At 38.7% G+C, this 16,409-nt stretch carries 17 protein-coding genes and 1 pseudogene; 6 read left to right on the top strand and 12 right to left on the bottom strand.

Translation table 11 applies throughout. The features are described from left to right. Positions 1-77: 77 nt before the first annotated feature. Genes AC0L7T_RS01290 through AC0L7T_RS01280 form a run of 3 tightly spaced genes read left to right on the top strand, consistent with a single transcriptional unit; the run spans position 78 to position 2,077 of the window. Positions 78-578, top strand: a complete 501-nt coding sequence (locus AC0L7T_RS01290; protein ID WP_473340530.1) for a rhodanese-like domain-containing protein — start codon at positions 78-80, stop codon at positions 576-578. Between the two features lie 54 nt (positions 579-632). Then, positions 633-1,304, top strand: a complete 672-nt coding sequence (locus tag AC0L7T_RS01285) for a haloacid dehalogenase type II (RefSeq protein WP_473340528.1) — start codon at positions 633-635, stop codon at positions 1,302-1,304. A 14-nt stretch (positions 1,305-1,318) separates the two neighbouring features. After that, on the top strand, positions 1,319-2,077 hold the full coding sequence (locus AC0L7T_RS01280) for a DUF547 domain-containing protein (protein WP_473340526.1): 759 nt from the start codon (positions 1,319-1,321) through the stop codon (positions 2,075-2,077). Positions 2,078-2,097: 20 nt separating this feature from the next. Here AC0L7T_RS01280 and AC0L7T_RS01275 read toward each other — a convergent pair whose 3' ends face one another. From AC0L7T_RS01275 to AC0L7T_RS01235, 9 genes are all read right to left on the bottom strand, one after another. Beyond that, positions 2,098-2,610 (bottom strand): DinB family protein, encoded by a 513-nt coding sequence (locus tag AC0L7T_RS01275; protein ID WP_473340525.1) that lies wholly within the window; start codon positions 2,608-2,610, stop codon positions 2,098-2,100. 288 nt (positions 2,611-2,898) lie between these two features. Further along, positions 2,899-3,933, bottom strand: a complete 1,035-nt coding sequence (locus AC0L7T_RS01270) for an ATP-grasp domain-containing protein (RefSeq protein WP_473340522.1) — start codon at positions 3,931-3,933, stop codon at positions 2,899-2,901. A 5-nt stretch (positions 3,934-3,938) separates the two neighbouring features. After that, a complete protein-coding gene (locus tag AC0L7T_RS01265; protein ID WP_473340520.1) occupies positions 3,939-5,021 on the bottom strand; it encodes a BamA/TamA family outer membrane protein in 1,083 nt (360 codons plus the stop codon). A gap of 154 nt (positions 5,022-5,175) precedes the next feature. Beyond that, the gene (locus tag AC0L7T_RS01260; RefSeq protein WP_473340518.1) at positions 5,176-5,715 is read right to left on the bottom strand and encodes a YceI family protein; all 540 of its coding nucleotides are present in this window, start codon (positions 5,713-5,715) and stop codon (positions 5,176-5,178) included. Between the two features lie 5 nt (positions 5,716-5,720). Further along, positions 5,721-6,434: a hypothetical protein gene (locus tag AC0L7T_RS01255; RefSeq protein WP_473340516.1), complete on the bottom strand. Its 714-nt coding sequence runs from the start codon at positions 6,432-6,434 to the stop codon at positions 5,721-5,723. A gap of 206 nt (positions 6,435-6,640) precedes the next feature. Further along, positions 6,641-7,384, bottom strand: a complete 744-nt coding sequence (locus tag AC0L7T_RS01250) for a flavodoxin family protein (protein ID WP_473340514.1) — start codon at positions 7,382-7,384, stop codon at positions 6,641-6,643. Positions 7,385-7,515: 131 nt separating this feature from the next. After that, a complete protein-coding gene (locus AC0L7T_RS01245) occupies positions 7,516-7,785 on the bottom strand; it encodes a hypothetical protein (protein ID WP_473340512.1) in 270 nt (89 codons plus the stop codon). A 5-nt stretch (positions 7,786-7,790) separates the two neighbouring features. Next, on the bottom strand, positions 7,791-8,378 hold the full coding sequence (locus AC0L7T_RS01240) for a sigma-70 family RNA polymerase sigma factor (RefSeq protein WP_473340511.1): 588 nt from the start codon (positions 8,376-8,378) through the stop codon (positions 7,791-7,793). Positions 8,379-8,629: 251 nt separating this feature from the next. Next, positions 8,630-9,049, bottom strand: coding sequence for an META domain-containing protein (locus tag AC0L7T_RS01235; protein WP_473340509.1), 420 nt, complete (start codon positions 9,047-9,049; stop codon positions 8,630-8,632). Between the two features lie 535 nt (positions 9,050-9,584). On the opposite strand from AC0L7T_RS01235, the gene AC0L7T_RS01230 reads away from it, so the two are divergent. After that, the gene (locus AC0L7T_RS01230) at positions 9,585-10,343 is read left to right on the top strand and encodes an SDR family NAD(P)-dependent oxidoreductase (protein ID WP_473340507.1); all 759 of its coding nucleotides are present in this window, start codon (positions 9,585-9,587) and stop codon (positions 10,341-10,343) included. On the opposite strand, the gene AC0L7T_RS01225 is transcribed toward AC0L7T_RS01230, so the two are convergent. The 3 genes and pseudogenes from AC0L7T_RS01225 to dxs form a co-directional block, all read right to left on the bottom strand. Next, complete coding sequence (locus AC0L7T_RS01225; protein WP_473340505.1) at positions 10,340-11,110, bottom strand: alpha/beta fold hydrolase; 771 nt, start codon at positions 11,108-11,110, stop codon at positions 10,340-10,342. The two genes, AC0L7T_RS01230 and AC0L7T_RS01225, sit on opposite strands and share 4 nt — an antisense overlap. Further along, positions 11,103-12,257, bottom strand: coding sequence for a glycoside hydrolase family 5 protein (locus AC0L7T_RS01220; protein ID WP_473340503.1), 1,155 nt, complete (start codon positions 12,255-12,257; stop codon positions 11,103-11,105). Before AC0L7T_RS01220 ends, AC0L7T_RS01225 begins: the two co-directional genes overlap by 8 nt. Before the next feature lie 111 nt (positions 12,258-12,368). Then, positions 12,369-14,293, bottom strand: a pseudogene (gene dxs / locus AC0L7T_RS01215) (1-deoxy-D-xylulose-5-phosphate synthase). A gap of 183 nt (positions 14,294-14,476) precedes the next feature. Between dxs and AC0L7T_RS01210 the strand changes: the two are divergent. After that, entirely contained in the window at positions 14,477-15,232 is a 756-nt protein-coding gene (locus tag AC0L7T_RS01210) for a segregation and condensation protein A (protein WP_473340501.1), read from the top strand. Beyond that, the gene (locus tag AC0L7T_RS01205; protein ID WP_473340500.1) at positions 15,229-16,290 is read left to right on the top strand and encodes a lysylphosphatidylglycerol synthase transmembrane domain-containing protein; all 1,062 of its coding nucleotides are present in this window, start codon (positions 15,229-15,231) and stop codon (positions 16,288-16,290) included. The genes AC0L7T_RS01210 and AC0L7T_RS01205 overlap by 4 nt, the downstream gene beginning before the upstream one ends. Positions 16,291-16,409: the final 119 nt, after the last annotated feature.

The raw sequence follows: 16,409 nt of genomic DNA, 5'->3' as shown, positions 1-16,409 counted from the left end.
ATGTAAAAAAGTCTATTCTAATTTCACTTAATTTACGTTTCTAGAAATTATTGGTGTTGAAATTTTGTTCTAACACCATGAAATCCTTTTACATACTTTCCATATTTATTGCCACTTCTGTTTTTTCAGGACAGGTAAGTCATGGACAAAGCCTTCCTTTTAAAGCCCTTTTAGGTAGTACCTATGACAAAGATTTTCCTTTGGTCTATCCCGATCAAAAAGAATTGATCAATGGTGCGATTCTGTTGGATACCCGTGAGGAAAATGAATTCAATGTAAGTCATTTGAAAGGGGCCCAATGGGTAGGTTTTGAAACTTTTGACATTTCTAGCGTCAAAGATATCCCCAAAGATCAACCCATAGTAGTTTACTGCTCTATAGGCGCCAGAAGTCAGGAGATCGGCAAGAAATTAAAACAAAGTGGCTACAGTGAAGTTTATAATCTTTATGGAGGAATTTTCCATTGGGTAAATGAAAACAATCCTGTATACCATTTAGACAGCCTACCTACTACTAAAGTCCACACCTACAATAAAATGTGGGGAGTATGGTTAAATAAAGGTGAAAAAGTGCATTAGTTACCCCTCAAAGACCTGCACTCCGAATTATGTCCCCAACTAAATCAACGAACTATGTCTACCTCACCACAATTATTAATATTTGATGTAAATGAAACCCTGCTCGATACAAAAGCAGTAACAACGGCAATCAATAAAGTAATAGGAGATCCTGAAGCAGCAGACAAATGGTTCCAATCCTTATTGCATTATTCATTGGTAGAAACGGTATCTGCTGGTACAGATGATTTTTCAAAGATCGCTGATGCTTGTTTGGAAATGATTGCAAAAAACTATGGAAAAGACCTTGACTTTGAGACGAGGCAGACAATTTTAAGCAAATTCAAACACTTGTCTCCGCACCCTGATGTAGCAAAAGGCCTTCATCGCTTAAAAAATGCTGGTTTTTTAATCGTTGCACTTAGCAATGGAACGCTAGAAACTGTTAATGAACAGTTGAATTCAGCAGGAATCAATCGGTTTTTTGAGCGTATTTTTAGCATTCAAAGTGTGGGCAAATTTAAACCGCACCCTTCCACCTACGCCTATGTTCTGGATAAAATGGAAATTTCATCAGATAAGGCAATGATGGTCGCTGCCCACCCTTGGGATTTAGTAGGCGCTGCCAGAGCAGGTTTGCAGACAGCCTTTATCAAGAGGTCAGGAAAATCAAATTATTCGCTGTCTCCAAAAAATGAGCTAGTTGCAGAAGATTTAATCCAATTTTCTGATCAACTTATCCACTAACACCAAATTCATAAATGACAAATTTATTTATTTATTTCAGCATTTTGTTGATAAACCTTTCTTGCGGAAGCTCCAGTTTGGGCCAGGAAGGCACTATCCCTCCCAGTCATTCTTCCTTTGACGCCTTGCTGAGAATGTACGTATCTGAGCAGGGAAAGGTAGACTATAAAGGGTTTATAACAGATGCGGATAAACTAAATGCCTATTTAGCTTTGCTCAGCAATAATGCACCGGATAGAAATACCTGGACCGAAGCTGAACAACTCGCTTACTGGATCAATGCCTACAATGCTTTTACCATTAAATTGATCCTCAACCATTATCCAGTTGAGAGTATTAGGGACATTGGTCCCAAATTAAGCATACCTCTTGTCAACACCGTTTGGCATTTGGAGTTCTTCGAAATTGGGGGGAAGCCTGCTAGTCTGGATGAAATAGAACATAAAATACTTAGAAAGGAATTTGATGAGCCAAGAATTCATTTTGCAATCAATTGTGCCTCTATTTCCTGTCCACGATTGTGGAATCATGCTTATTCGGCTAAAAATTTGGACGCTGAATTGGAACAAGCAGCTCGTTCATTTATTAATGACCCCAAGTACAATGATTTGGCAGGTAACCATGCTGCGGTTTCCAGCTTGTTTTCATGGTTTTCCTCCGACTTTACAAAGGATGGAAGTTTAGTGGATTTTATAAACCAATACGCGACTAAGCCTCTGGAGAAAGACGCTGAAATTAGCTACAAAGATTACAATTGGAATTTGAACGAATAAGGTTTCTTAATTGCAAATGGCTATTTAACAACCTTAGTATGACAAGCTTTTGTAGTAGATGGCGCCACACCAAAATTTTCCTCCACAAGATGGTGCAAACCCTGGTCTAACAAAGCGATTTTTATCAATGCCTGGTGATGAATGCTATGTTCGAGACAATAAGCAAGCTCTCTCCTGTAGGAGGATGGGATAATGCAATCGTGGTCGTTCTCAAGGGAGAAATTGGCTACTAAGTTAGCATTCCCTATAATTTTTTCCTCATTCAAAAAATCAATCACTTTATCAATAGCGAGTATTGCATTTTTGGCTTCTTGCTCTATTGACCGATCGCGTTTTCTTTTGTCATAATTGATCTGAGTTAGCTTTAAATAAAAAGACTCGCTAAGACATGTATAAAACTCAATTATATGACGAATATGTTGGCCAATGGAAGCGCCTGACAATAATTCAGATTTGTAATTGTATTGCTCTGTAGACAAGCTTTCCAATAGCAAAGAAAGTTGATTTAGATTCTGTTTACATTCCGCTTGCATGATTCTTTTTTTGGGTGATTTATTACTTGATAATGCATAAACCCGGAATACACAATAGACCTTCTATTACGTGATACAATCACTTTAGAATCATTCACCAGGTTGCTTTTTTCGACTTCCCTATAGCAAACCATGACTCAGCCACCAAATGGCCTGATTTTCTTGCGATTACACCACTCCCGGAAAAGGGTCAGGACAGACACTACTAGCCCTATTGCATAATACAGGTTAAAGGAAAACTTCCATTTTTATAAAAATAGACGTGGGACATCAACCATCCTGACAATTTCAGGTAATTTTTTTTATTTTTTTCCATTTTTTGTAATGGTTCCAGGCTTCTTTTAATGAAACAGGTGAAAAGGCTCTATTCTTATTTTCTCTACTGATTTTAAAGATAATGCTCCAGTGTTTCAAAAGTGTCACAATCCCATCAGATAACTTTGCATCAGGATCATAAATATGAGCAGGCTCAGCGTTTACACCATTAATTTCTAAAATCTTGATTCCTTTTCCTTGGATAAAGTCTTCCAATGAGGGTGCTTTTAAATCCACACGCCCATAAAAAAAGGTGCCCAATTGATGGCTTATCCTGTCAAAAACCTCTATTAGCTCAGCATTGGAAAGGTGTGTTCCATCCAGAAATTTTGTTCCTCTATTGTGGTTCCCAATAGGTTCAAGTAACTTTTCTTTACCAAAAGGCAATACTTCTTCCGGATTCAAACGTCCATCTTTGAACAACTCTTTGCTAACAAGTCGCCCTCTGGGAATTTCATTCACCAAATCATTTAGACTTGATTGCCCATCTCCAATAACCTTCAAAAAATCTTTCAACACAATGGATGGAATGTCTCCTGAACTTTCGTTGGGCAGCCTATAGTAAAACACCCCGGCTTCGAAAGAGCTTTGGATAAACTCTTGCAAAAGGACATCCGATTGACTTTCCTGCAAATAAAAGTCAAGTTGATGACTCCCTGCAATCAACTTGACAGCTGTGCCCCTTTCCCCCCTGTCTGGTTTAGCTATAATGGGATAGTTAATTCCGTGAAGTATTAACGCCTTACTGGCAGATTCAAGGGAAGAACCAGTTTTAAGAAAAACAGTTTTCGGTATTAAAGCATCAGGAAGTTTACTAAGCTGACGGTATTTACTACAATTGTAAAGGCCTCCCATCTCCATATCTGGATTGGCAAGGGTGAAAAAAAAGAAGGATCTTGCCCTTAAAGTAAGCAGTAAATAATAAAAACCCACGGGCAAATATACCAGCCAGGTAGGCCAATATTCCCAATGGGTCAATTTGGTAAAGAAATTACTCTTATAGCTCATGTTTTTTAAAACGCCTCTGCAAAATAAATATAAAAACCCCTGGAATCAGGAGTGAAGCTGTAGTCCAACCTAACATTTGTTCTATCATTTTTGCTTATCCGAAACCTAAGGCCTCCACCAGCAGCAAGGTGTATTTGTTTGAACAAATCCTTTCTTAAGGTATTGTATACTCTCCCTGCGGAGCCAAAAACTGCAAAGCCAAACCTTCCGATTACATGCTGTCGATATTCCGTTTGTAAAACAGCCAAATGCCTATCCCTAAATCTTCCTTGGTAATACCCCCGATGAAAGAAGGGCCCACCCAAGGTTGGTAATACCCGAAAAGGTACATCTCCATAAGAAAGCTGCGTCAATAGCTGATTGGCCCAGGTAATCTTTTCAGAAATTGGCCAATAATGCCTGAAATCAAGGCTTATCATCCCAAAATTAAAAGCAGCTCCTGCTGTTTTACCTAAAGCAATCAAAGGCGTAAATTCTATAAAGCTTCCTGATGAAGGAGATAAAATATGATCCCGGCGATCCCACATTAAAGAAGGGCCAAAGCCTATATAACCGTATCCACCTCTTCCATTTTCTGTTACTATATCATCAAAAACAGGTTCAGTTTCCGAAAACTCAGGATGCAATCTTTGTCCTTGAACCGCCAGACCAAAATAGGTATTCCTTTTTACTTTTTTATAGCTTTTGCTCTTTATAGTAAGCGCTTTAAATTCATAAAGTGCCCTGGAACCCTCATTGGTACCATTCCCCAACCCGTAATAATATTCGGGGAATTTGCGGTAATCGATGCTCCCATTCAGGAAATATTGATCATTTGAAGTGTAAACTTGCCATGGAAGTGTGAACAAGTATTGCATGTTTTGTGTGAAGGTGATAAAGAGTCGCAAATTCGACTTTCTCTGGCTATTCCTGGCATAAAAGCTGTAAAAGGCAAAGCCCTCTACTGCGATCCTCGTTTCGGGAGTAAAATAAGCCAGTGGCAAAGCTTTAAAAACAGTACTGTCTTCTTTGGTTTGCCTGGCCACTACACCTGAGAATATCCCAAATAATAGTATAGCAATAATGAGAAATTTGACATAATTGAACACCTACTATTTAATTTTTACTTGAAGCCAAAATAGGCAATCGTTCTTCCAGGTAATTAAATCAGGAAAAGCTATGACAAAGCCTATTAATAATCTGGGTTAAATTGTATGACTCTTACAATTGGCCTATCAATAGATTACGTTTGTGGGTGAAGCTTTATTTCACTATTAGAAGATCCAGGTACACATCGTCCGACATGACCCAACTACTTCCCCCAACTTTATAATCTCTCCTGTCGAGTTCTCCTTTGATTGTAAATTGTGTTGCCGAACCTGCGGCTGACAATGCTACGGCTAAAGTTACCGGAAGCGTCTTGCCTTTGATGGTAAGGTTCCCAAGCACTTTAAGTCCAGTCTCGCCTACAGCAGTAACTTTTGTGGATTCAAACTTTATGATTGGATATTTATCTACATGAAAATATTCTTCCTTCTTTAAGTGACTGTCCCTTTTGTTAATTCCTGTATCAATAGAATTTGTTTGAATTTCAGCCGAAAAGCGACTTTTTTCAGGTTGAGACTTATCGTATTCTACCTTGGTTTTAAAGGACTTGAAGGTTCCCTCCACATTTAATCCCAAGTTTCTAATATTGAATTTTATATAGGATTGTTCTTGTTTGCTCTCTAAATCAGGCGAATGATCTACCACTTCGGGTGTTAATACCCAATAAAACAGAAGGACTAATAGGGAAGTTTTCATGAGGATCAATTAAAAGGATTGTAAGAAACAGCCACAAAAAACAACATGGCCTTGTTTCTAAACCTGTCATTTTCATTGCTTAAGTTTTGTTCCGTTTTGTATTCCGAAAATGTCATGTCAAACCCAGCCCTCAGCCATGTTTTTTGCGACAGAGCATAAGCCAAATAAAACTCTGATTTGAGTTGGCCAAGGTCATTGTCTCCCCCTAATAGCGCATTAAACGAGGTAGGGCTAGCAGAAACGCTTTGAGGAAACTGTCCAGTATTTTCGGAGCTGATAAAATTGGCGTTTTTTTCACCCCCAAATCCTAGCCCCAAAGCATCGATATTAAAACCAGCCTTAATTTTTGGATGAAACTGGTATTGAATATTGATCATGGCATTCAGTGCCATGGTATTGGCCTTACTCATAAATAGGGAATCAATAGTCGCATCATCTCCCGTCAGATCAGCTGGGGCAGTAATGTAATTAAGCTCTTTGCCACTAAGTCCTGAAAAGCGAATGCCATATCCTAACCTTAGTTTTTTGGAAGAAAACAATCCATAATTTTTATTCCATGAGAGGGAATAACTAGTAAGGCTATTGCTACCAAGTCCCAAAGCCAAATCAAAATTTTGGTCTGTTTCCGGGAGGCTGCTTTGTTGCGCTTGTACACAGTTTATTGCCAGAAAAAAGGTGGCAAAGAATAGGTAAAATTTAAGTAAATGTAGATTTCCCATGATTATCGAAGATGTTTAACTTAATAAATAGTACGACTTATTTTAGTTAAGGTGAAGTTGGCTAGATAAAGGTGAATAGGCATAGTTCTACTATTAAGTGATAGAATCACTTTTCGAAAAGGGTTTGGAAAGCTTACGCTACAATACCAGATTTAATATTCACCAACCCTTTTTACCTTCCCTTAAGTAAAATATATTCTGATGAATTATCTGTATTCGGGATTGGGATGGTCTTTGGTTTCCCGCTTATCCCATTTGTCTCTTTGGTTGCCATAGGCCGGTATACCATTTTTTTGGAGCATATGGGCCATATGCATTAAATTCCACGTCATAAATGCTGTGTTACGATTGGTGAAATCATTTTCAATCCCGCCAGAATTCTTGTCTAAATAAGATGGTCCAGGCCCCGCTTCGCCTATCCAACCAGCATCTGCCTGAGGAGGAATTACATAGCCAAGATGCTGAAGGCTGTATAAAAGGTTCATGGCGCAGTGTTTGATTCCATCTTCATTTCCAGTAATCAGACAACCTCCGGTTTTTCCATAATAGGCATACTGCCCCTGCTTGTTCATAACTCCTGAAAAACCATACAATCTTTCTATGACGAGCGTGGCTATGGAAGATTTTTCCCCCAACCAAATGGGACTTCCTATGACCAAAATATCTGCCGCCATCACTTTTTCCTGGATGGCAGGCCAATCATCCCTATCCCAGCCATGTTCCTTCATGTCAGGATAAACACCAAAAGCAATCTGATGATCAACAGGGCGAATTATATCAGTGGAAATACCATTTGCCCGCATAATGGCATCACTCATTTTAATCAAACCCTCAGTGTGAGAAAATTCGGGTGATTTTTTAAGGGTACAATTAAGAAAAACCGCCTTTAAAGCTGAAAAATCGTAGGGATTGTCTTTATTCAAGCCCTTCTGAAAAGTACTTAGTTCCATAATGTGTCTATTTGATACTATATAAAATGAGCAGAAAAGAAACTAAGTTTTCTCTACTCTTAAATTGAGTTCATCTGAATAATCAATTAAATAGACGCTAACAGGTCAAAAGCCTGACAAAAAAGTTAAAATTATTTTCGATTTATTTTTTGCAAGATATCTGATTTAATTTTTGAAGGTAAGGTTTTGGAGAGCGCACCCTCCTTCACCCACTTCTCCAAGGCTTTATTTATGGTTTTACTTTGGCTCTCATAAGCATTACAAACCTTACAAAGTTTTAAATGCACCCCAAGTCTTAGCTTTTCAATAAAAGTCAGTTCACTGACCATTTGTTTATCTATTAAGAAAGTAGCTTCCTTACATGAAAGAAGCATTTTATTCATTATTTTCTCTAAAAACATCACTATTAATTATTTTTCACAAACCAGTTGACTTCCAAGCATTTTTTAAGAAGTAACTTGGCCCTATGCAACACTTGCCAATAATTAGACTCCGTAATTTCTAGTTCCTGACAGATCTCTACAGATTCTTTTTGCAGAAGATATTTCGAGAGAATTGCAAGTCGCCATTTCGTAGGGAGATCGTCAATACACACCTCCATGACCTCATTAAAAGCCGGGTCGTCAAGCAAATGGCTTTCCTTTGTCCAGGCTTGCTCCAGGCCATTGGCCTTCCAGTTATCCGCAGCGTTAAAAAATGAATCGGTAAACTGTGAAGCAGTATCATCCTGATTGGCTAGTTTCTTGGATGATTTGCGGTAGTGATCAATAATTTTGTTGTTTAAAATTTTCAATAACCAGGTCTTGGGACTACTTCTTCCTTCAAATCTTTCATAATTTTTAACGGCCGCCATAAAAACTTCCTGAACCAAGTCTTCAGCGGTTTCATTGCTACTTGTTTTGTGATACGCCCAACTATAAAGGTAATCACCGAAGGAATTAACCCATTCACTGATAACTTTTTGTTTTGACGGGGAATTGGTCTTTTTTTCCATGGTGACAAATGTAGTAAGGTATAAAGGTGGATAATAAAATAGGCTTTTTATTGACAAATGCAGTATTTTCTACCCATTAACCCCTGCATGAATCGAATTCATACTTACCCCCATATTGTATAAATATTAACTCGGGTGACAAACGGCAGATAAATATCCCAACAAGAAATCTGGTTCTTATTTCGGTCCAATAGAGACCTTATATTGCTTCTAAGTGATAAATAATGGTTTATTATACTAAAATTTACCAGCTAATTTTCAGGGATAAAGCTCAATAGTTCAGTAGCGCCATCCAATAAGGTCAATTTGTTTTTAACCACCTTAAAATCCTTCACTTTGGAAAGTGCTGCTAGAAATTCATTTTCCCCCGTTCCAGGGCAGGCTTTTTTAGTTAGCGCACCTGGGTTTAAAGAAATATTCTTTCCTTCAAGATTAAAGTCTCCGGAAAAATTATTGCACCCTGTAAAACCGCTTAGTTTGCCGCCCTCCATAAAACTTAGGAGTGGCAAAGCATCAGCAAATTTCCCTACATCTAATGCTTTGCCCATCATTCCAGCTAGCTTCCACTTATTTCCAGTAAGCAAGCTTAATGGGCTCAAGTTGTTAAGTGAACTACAAGAGGTAAAACAAAAGAGTAAGAAAAAGATAAAAATTAGTTTGGACTGTTTCATGATGGTTTGCGTTTTGGGTTTTCTGAAAACAATTTTGCTACTAAAAGATTGAATAATTGATAAATAATATTCAACCTTTTAATTATAAATAACAGTGGCCAACTATGATTTTAACGCTTGACACCCCGTTTTAATAGAACATTGCTTCAAGCATTCTCAAGGATAACTCAATGAAACTGGTTTTGGTTTAAAATAGGCAGTTACCAAGATGATAAATACGAAATTATTTCAAAACAGGTTCCTTCTTTTTTTATCCAATTTAGCACGACCTTACAAAAGCTCAATTACCCCTTGTTTGAGATTTAAGGAATTTAACACCCCCTAAAAAACGAATTCCCTATTAAGAAAGGAGCTATTTCCTAATAATACAGAATATTTACCTTAGTAATTTATAATTAATTGTTGTAAATACCGCCATAGAATTACAAAAACTGAAAAACTGTCGGGTTAGATTTTAAGAATTTTATCACAACAATGTTCACTATTTATCAGCACTTTCTTAATTTTAGGAGTGGATAACCCAAAAATCATTTCAATGACTGAATCAAGGTATAATAATAGAGTGGCAGTAATAACCGGAGCTGCAGATGGAATTGGCAAAGGAATCGCCAAAAAGCTAGCAGATGAAGGCGCAAGTGTTGCCCTATGGGACTTCAACAAAGAAAAGCTGATGGCCTTAGAAAGTGAATGGCAAAAAGAAGGTCTTCCGGTAAAAGCATTTGTCGTAGATATTTCAAATGAAGAAGCTGTAAAGAATGGCTATCAGGAGACAATAAGTCATTTCGGGAAACTTGATATCTTGGTCAACTCTGCTGGAATAGTGGGCCCCACACAAATAAAAATAACAGATTATTCTACAGAGGATTTTGATAAGATTTACAATGTAAATTTAAAAGGATCTTTCTTGACTGCTAAGTATGCGCTTAAGTATATGGAAAAAGCACAGTACGGTAGAATTCTTTTAATTGCCTCCATAGCAGGTAAAGAAGGGAATCCAAATATGGTAGGTTATTCCACTACCAAAGCAGGAGTAATAGGCTTGGTAAAAGCCTTGGGAAAAGAATATGCTACTTCTGGGATAACAGTAAATGGATTGGCACCTGCAGTTATTCTGACGGCCATGAATAAAGACACTGATCCTGCACAATTGGAGTATATGGTATCAAAAATTCCTATGCAACGTCTTGGCACCGTAGATGAGGCAGCCTCCATTGCAAGTTGGATTCTATCCGAGGAAGCAAGCTTTAATACAGGATTTATATTTGACTTATCCGGCGGAAGGGCTACCTATTAAGTAGGTAGACTTTCTATAAATGAACGGATGGCTTTTTGGGTATTTTGGGTTTGTTCAAACATCCCCATGTGTCCACAATTTGTCAATTGACAGAAGTGGTCTACTGCATCCCTATGGTTAAGGCTATCCGCTATGGGTACAGCAGTATCCTCATTTCCACAAATCATCAAAGTAGGCTTTTGAAATTCAGCAAGCGTTTTCATGTGGTCCTTTCGATCCCGCATGGCATATAAATAAGCAAGGATACTTTCCAAAGGTAATTGGCTTGCATGGTAGATCAGGGAGGCAATGTCCTCCTTACACCTTTGCCTGTTTTCTTTCCTAAAAAGTAATGGCAATGAAGATTGAATAAAGGTGTTCACACCATGTTTGTTTATAAATTCTGCGGTTCTTTCCCTATTGTTTTTTTTGTCTTCACTGTCAGCAAAAGCAGTAGAATGAAACAATCCCAAGCCACTCAAATCAAGTTTTTGATTTTGGGCCATTTCCAAAGCCAAATAGCCCCCCAAGGAATGACCTATTAAAACAGCCTCTCCAATATTATTGGCCAACATCCAATCGGCCAAATAATCGCCAATATCTGCAAGAGAAAATCGATCAGTAGCCGCTGGACTGTTTCCAAAACCCGGTAAATCCGGACACCAAATTTCACAGGTGCTTAAAAGGGGATGAACGAAATTTTTCCACATCTCCTTAGTTTCACAAAACCCAGGTAATAACACTACAGGTTTGCCAGATCCTTGCTTCCAGAATGATATATCAGGCATTTTTCATCAAAAGTTTTAATAGTTTTCTATCTAATTTCTCTCCATACCAATCTTCGTAGTCGATATCTGTTCTACCCGAGTTGAGCACACCAAAAGTGCCAGAAAACTCCCACAGGCCAAACCCTATTCCATTGTCGTCCAGTATCTCTAATATATCACCAAACCAGGATAAAAAGACCTCATGGGGTGTCTTGTTATAACAGCCTAATTCTCCACAATGAACGCCCACCCCCTGCTCCAACAGTGCAATCCATGGCGCATAATGCTTTTCCAAATCTTCCTTTCCAAAATAACGATCATTGTGCATACCCGGCCAACTTGGTGTGGGCAGGCTTTCGGGATCCTTGAAAGCCCATGAAGCTTTGTGATGGGAAATATGCATGGGAAAATAACCCCTGCAACTTTGATGTAAGTCAAGGTCCGCAAATTCAGGAATGGCTATGCCTCCTCCACCGTTTCCATCTGCAATGACCAATCGCTTTTTGTTGACTCCTTTGATCGTGGCCAGAGCTGCTTCAGCTACTTTTCTGTATTCATTTACCGGTACTGCTCCTCCAGGAGAGTGTTGATCGTTGGGATCAAGTCTTTTAAAAGGTTCATTTACCAGATCAAAGCTCAATTTTTTAGAAGAGACATTTTCATAGCGCTTAGCCCACATCTCCCAATGTGCACAAAAGGCGGCCAAGGCCTCTTCGTCTTCCCATAAATTATAAGGCTCTTTAAAACCCGCGTTGATACAGAATCCTGGTGCCCGGTGTAAGTTCAAACTGACATGTATTTTTTGATCGTGACAGTTATCAATTATTTGATCAATTTCATCCAGAACCTTATTGTTGAATTGCACCACTTCATCAGGTCGGATGGGTTTGCTGCGGTCAAAATCCAAATAACTTGGATAAGAAATAGGAATTCGGACAAAATCAAAGCCCCAATCCGACATGTATTTAAAGTATTCGGGTTTGGTTTTTCGCCCATTTTCGGGTACAGGGTTAAAGAAATCCAGTAAGTTAAACCCCCTCCATTTTGGCAGTTTATTTTTTTTCTTTGGAGCGGTAGTTGAGAAAGGGGTCTGATTCAAAGACAAGGCCATAGATGCAACTGTCGCCTTTTTCAAAAAATCTCTTCTGGGATTGAGTATTTGAGACATAATAGTAAGGGGTTAAAATCACTATTCCTGCTAATCAATAAGATTACTCAATTTAAAAAATTAGTAAGGAAATCTGTTAGATTCCCTTACTATAAAGTCTCCTAATACTATTTAAATATTGATTTCATCAGAAACTTTGAGGTCCATCATGTCTTTTACGGTCTGTAAGATTCCTGAGGCATCGAAACCACATTCGTGATGTAATTCTCCTTGTTCTCCATGTTCTACCACTTCATCAGGAATGCCTAGACGCCTCACCTTGGAATAATAATCATGATCCATCATCCATTCAAGCACTGCACTTCCAAATCCTCCCATCAAGCAACCATCCTCTACAGTGATCACTTTGTCAAATTTACCAAATACTTCATGCAGCAGGGATTCGTCAAGGGGTTTGACAAATCGCATGTCATAATGTGCTACACTGAGTCCTAGTTCCTTAAACTTTTTACTGTTGTCCAGTACATAATTGCCTATATGGCCGATACTCAAAATGGCAATATCTTTTCCTTCTGTGATTATTCTTCCTTGACCGGTTGGTATTTTTCTAAATGGTGTTCTCCAATCAGGCATCACACCTTGACCTCTTGGATACCTGATAGCATAAGGCGCTTGGTGTTCCGCTCCTGAAAACATCAGGTTCCTCAACTCTTCCTCATTCATCGGTGCACTAACCACCAGGTTGGGCACACAACGAAGAAAAGCCAAATCATAAGCCCCATGATGCGTCGGGCCATCCGCACCGGCAAATCCAGCCCTATCTAAACAAAGAACAACTGGTAGGTCTTGCAGACAAACATCATGAATCACCTGATCATAAGCCCTCTGCATAAAGGTGCTGTATATATTACAGAAAGGGACCAGGCCTTGAGTAGCCAAACCAGCCGAAAAAGTAACGGCATGTTGTTCCGCTATTCCAACGTCATAGGATCTTTCAGGGAAAGCCTTCATCATTATATTCATGGAAGACCCTGAGGGCATTGCAGGAGTAACCCCTACGATATTTTTATTTTTCTCAGCCAGCTCCACAAGGGTATGACCAAAAACATCCTGGTACTTGGGTGCTTGAGGACTGGTAGGTATTTTTTTGGCTATCTCGCCGGTTATTTTATCAAATTTACCCGGCGCATGCCATTTTGTTTGGTCTTTTTCTGCTGGGGCAAATCCTTTTCCTTTCACTGTTATGCAGTGAAGGATTTTTGGTCCGGGAATATCTTTAAGGTCATTGAGCACCTCAACGAGATGATTCACATCATGCCCGTCTACAGGCCCAAAATAGCGTAGATTTAAGGATTCGAAGAGGTTGCTTTGTTTTAGCATGGCCGATTTAATCGCGCCTTCTACCTTCGAAACTACATCCTGAGCACTAAAACCAAACTTGCTGATTTTACCAAGAAGATTCCATACTTCATCTTTAACCTTATTATAGGTGTGCGAAGTAGTAATATCAGTAAGGTAATCTTTGAGGGCGCCAACGTTCGGATCAATGGACATGCAGTTGTCATTGAGAATGATCAGCAAATTGCAATCTGAGACCCCAGCATGATTCATTGCCTCAAAGGCCATCCCACCAGTCATCGCACCATCACCTATTACAGCTACATGTTGTCTATGTGTTTCTCCTTTGTATTTAGAAGCCATGGCCATTCCAAGGGCAGCAGATATGGAAGTGCTGGAGTGCCCTACTCCAAAGGCATCATAGGGGCTTTCTTTTCTTTTGGAAATCCTGACAGGCCTCTGTATAACCTATTGGTATGGAAGTCGTTTCTACGACCAGTAAGGATTTTATGACCATAAGCCTGATGCCCTACATCCCAAATCAATTGATCATCAGGGGTATTGAGAACATAATGCAAAGCCACTGTCAATTCCACAACGCCTAAGCCAGCTCCAAAATGCCCTCCATATACTGAAACATGGTCAATGATAAACTGTCTGAGTTCATCACAGATTTGAACCAATTGGTCTTTACTGAGGTTTTTTAGCTCCTCCGGATGATGGATTCCTCGAAGTAATTCTCCAGGTTCTATTTGCATATGCTAATCTTCTATGTAAAAATCTATAACCTTTCCAAAGGTTATAATGTTTAATATTACCAATAATTATTCAGGCCTCCATGGCTTTAGGGAAATTATTGACATGCCTATTGATTTAACCAGATATGTGATATCTTTGAACGCAATAAGAAATACAAAAATAACAAAAAATAATCTTATCCAGTGAGTTTCGAAATCAAATTACCTTTATTTGAAGGGCCATTTGACCTTATGCTGTTTTTCATAGAACGTGATGAACTGGATATTTATGATATTCCTATTTCTAAAATCACCCATGACTTTCTGGATTATATCCACCATTTAGAAAAAATGGAAATAGAAGTGGCAAGTGAATTTATTCTCTTTGCTGCCACCCTTATGAAAGTCAAGTCGAAAATGCTGCTCCCAAGACCTGAATTCAATGAAGATGGCGAGGAGGTAGATCCACGGGAAGACCTAATTAAGCATTTATTGGAATATAAAAAGTACAAATCTGTTGTAGGCGAACTCTCCAGTATGGAGGGCGATAGAATGTCCCGATTTGCCAGAGGTAATGTTGTGGAAGAGCTTAGGCAAATCAATCAAATTGACAAAGTAGATGCCGAACTTCAAGATCTTGACCTTTACCGATTGCTGAAGGTTTATCAAAAAGTATTGACTAAATATTCACATTATAAGGATGACACAAAACATACGGTCATCCAATACCCATATTCAATAGAACAGCAAAAAACGTTGGTTTTAGACCGCCTGGACGAAAACCCCAGAATCCCATTCTCTGACTTTATTGTCATCAACCCCGATAAAATCTTTATCATTTATACTTTTCTGGCCATTTTAGAGCTTCTTCAGCTTACCATGGTCACAATAAAAATCGGAGAGGGTTTTAACAATTTTTGGGTAGAACGATTAAAAGCTATACCTGTAGAAAACTTATGAAATTAGACAATAGGGAAATTTTTAAAACCTTAAATCCAAATAAGGTTTGGGTTCCTGTGTTGATAGGAATCGGAATTGTATTTGCGATGTTTTACATGGACCCGACTGTAAATGCGCAAACCTTAAATGGTGTTTTTGATGCTTCACTCTGGTCAATTTTTATTGCGTTAATTTTTATATTTCTTAGAGATGCCGGTTATGTATTTCGAATCAGGGAGATAACCAATCAGCACCTTACCTGGACTAGAGCGATCTATGTAATCATATTATGGGAATTTGCTTCTGCTGTCACTCCCTCCATAGTAGGTGGCACGGCAGTAGCGGTATTTATTTTGAACAAAGAAGGAATACCTTTGGGAAAAGCACTGGCATTTACCATGTTGACAGCCATCATGGATAATTTGTTTTTTGTAATAGGTGCCCCTATCATACTGTACCTTGCTCAAGGCTACATTTTCCCTGAAAGCAGAGTCCTTGAGGTGAGATTAGGCTCTAGTCTGGAATACCTTTTTTGGGGCAGTTATTCATTGTATACCTTGTATTCAGTGCTTATGGCCCTGGCATTGTTTTACCGTCCCAGGGTCTTTAAGTGGATAATGCTCAAATTGTTTTCCATCAAATGGTTGAAAAAATGGAAATACCAGGCCAATAATTATGGTGACCAAATTATAGAAGCAAGTAAAGAACTAAAAGGTAAAAATGCTCGGTATTGGTTTGTTATTATCCTTACCACCATTTTTATTTGGTCCTCTAGGTACTTAATGCTCAATGCCCTGATTTCCGCTTATGAAACACTTTCAGTATTTGAACATGTGGTGGTCTTTGCACGACAGATTATTATGTGGATCGTTATGATGATCAGCCCGACACCTGGAAGTAGTGGAACAGCAGAGTTCTTCTTTACGCAGTTTTTCAATGAGTTTCTTACAGGCTACACTTTCGTAACCAGTATTCTTTGGAGGATGTTCTCCTATTACCCTTACCTACTCCTTGGTGCAATATTTCTACCAAGATGGGTTAAACATGTCTTTTTTAAGAAAGGTAAAGAATTGAAGTAATATTATTGAAACGTGAAGAAGGAGGCAATATCCTTATCTTATACCGCATTCTTTCTTCAGAGCTTGGAATGGTATAAGCTGGATTTAGTAAGTCATTGACATATATACAAAGTCTGGCA

The organism is Cyclobacterium sp. 10D3-21 (genome assembly GCF_055809755.1).
This window is presented reverse-complemented; position numbering and strand designations above follow the sequence as displayed.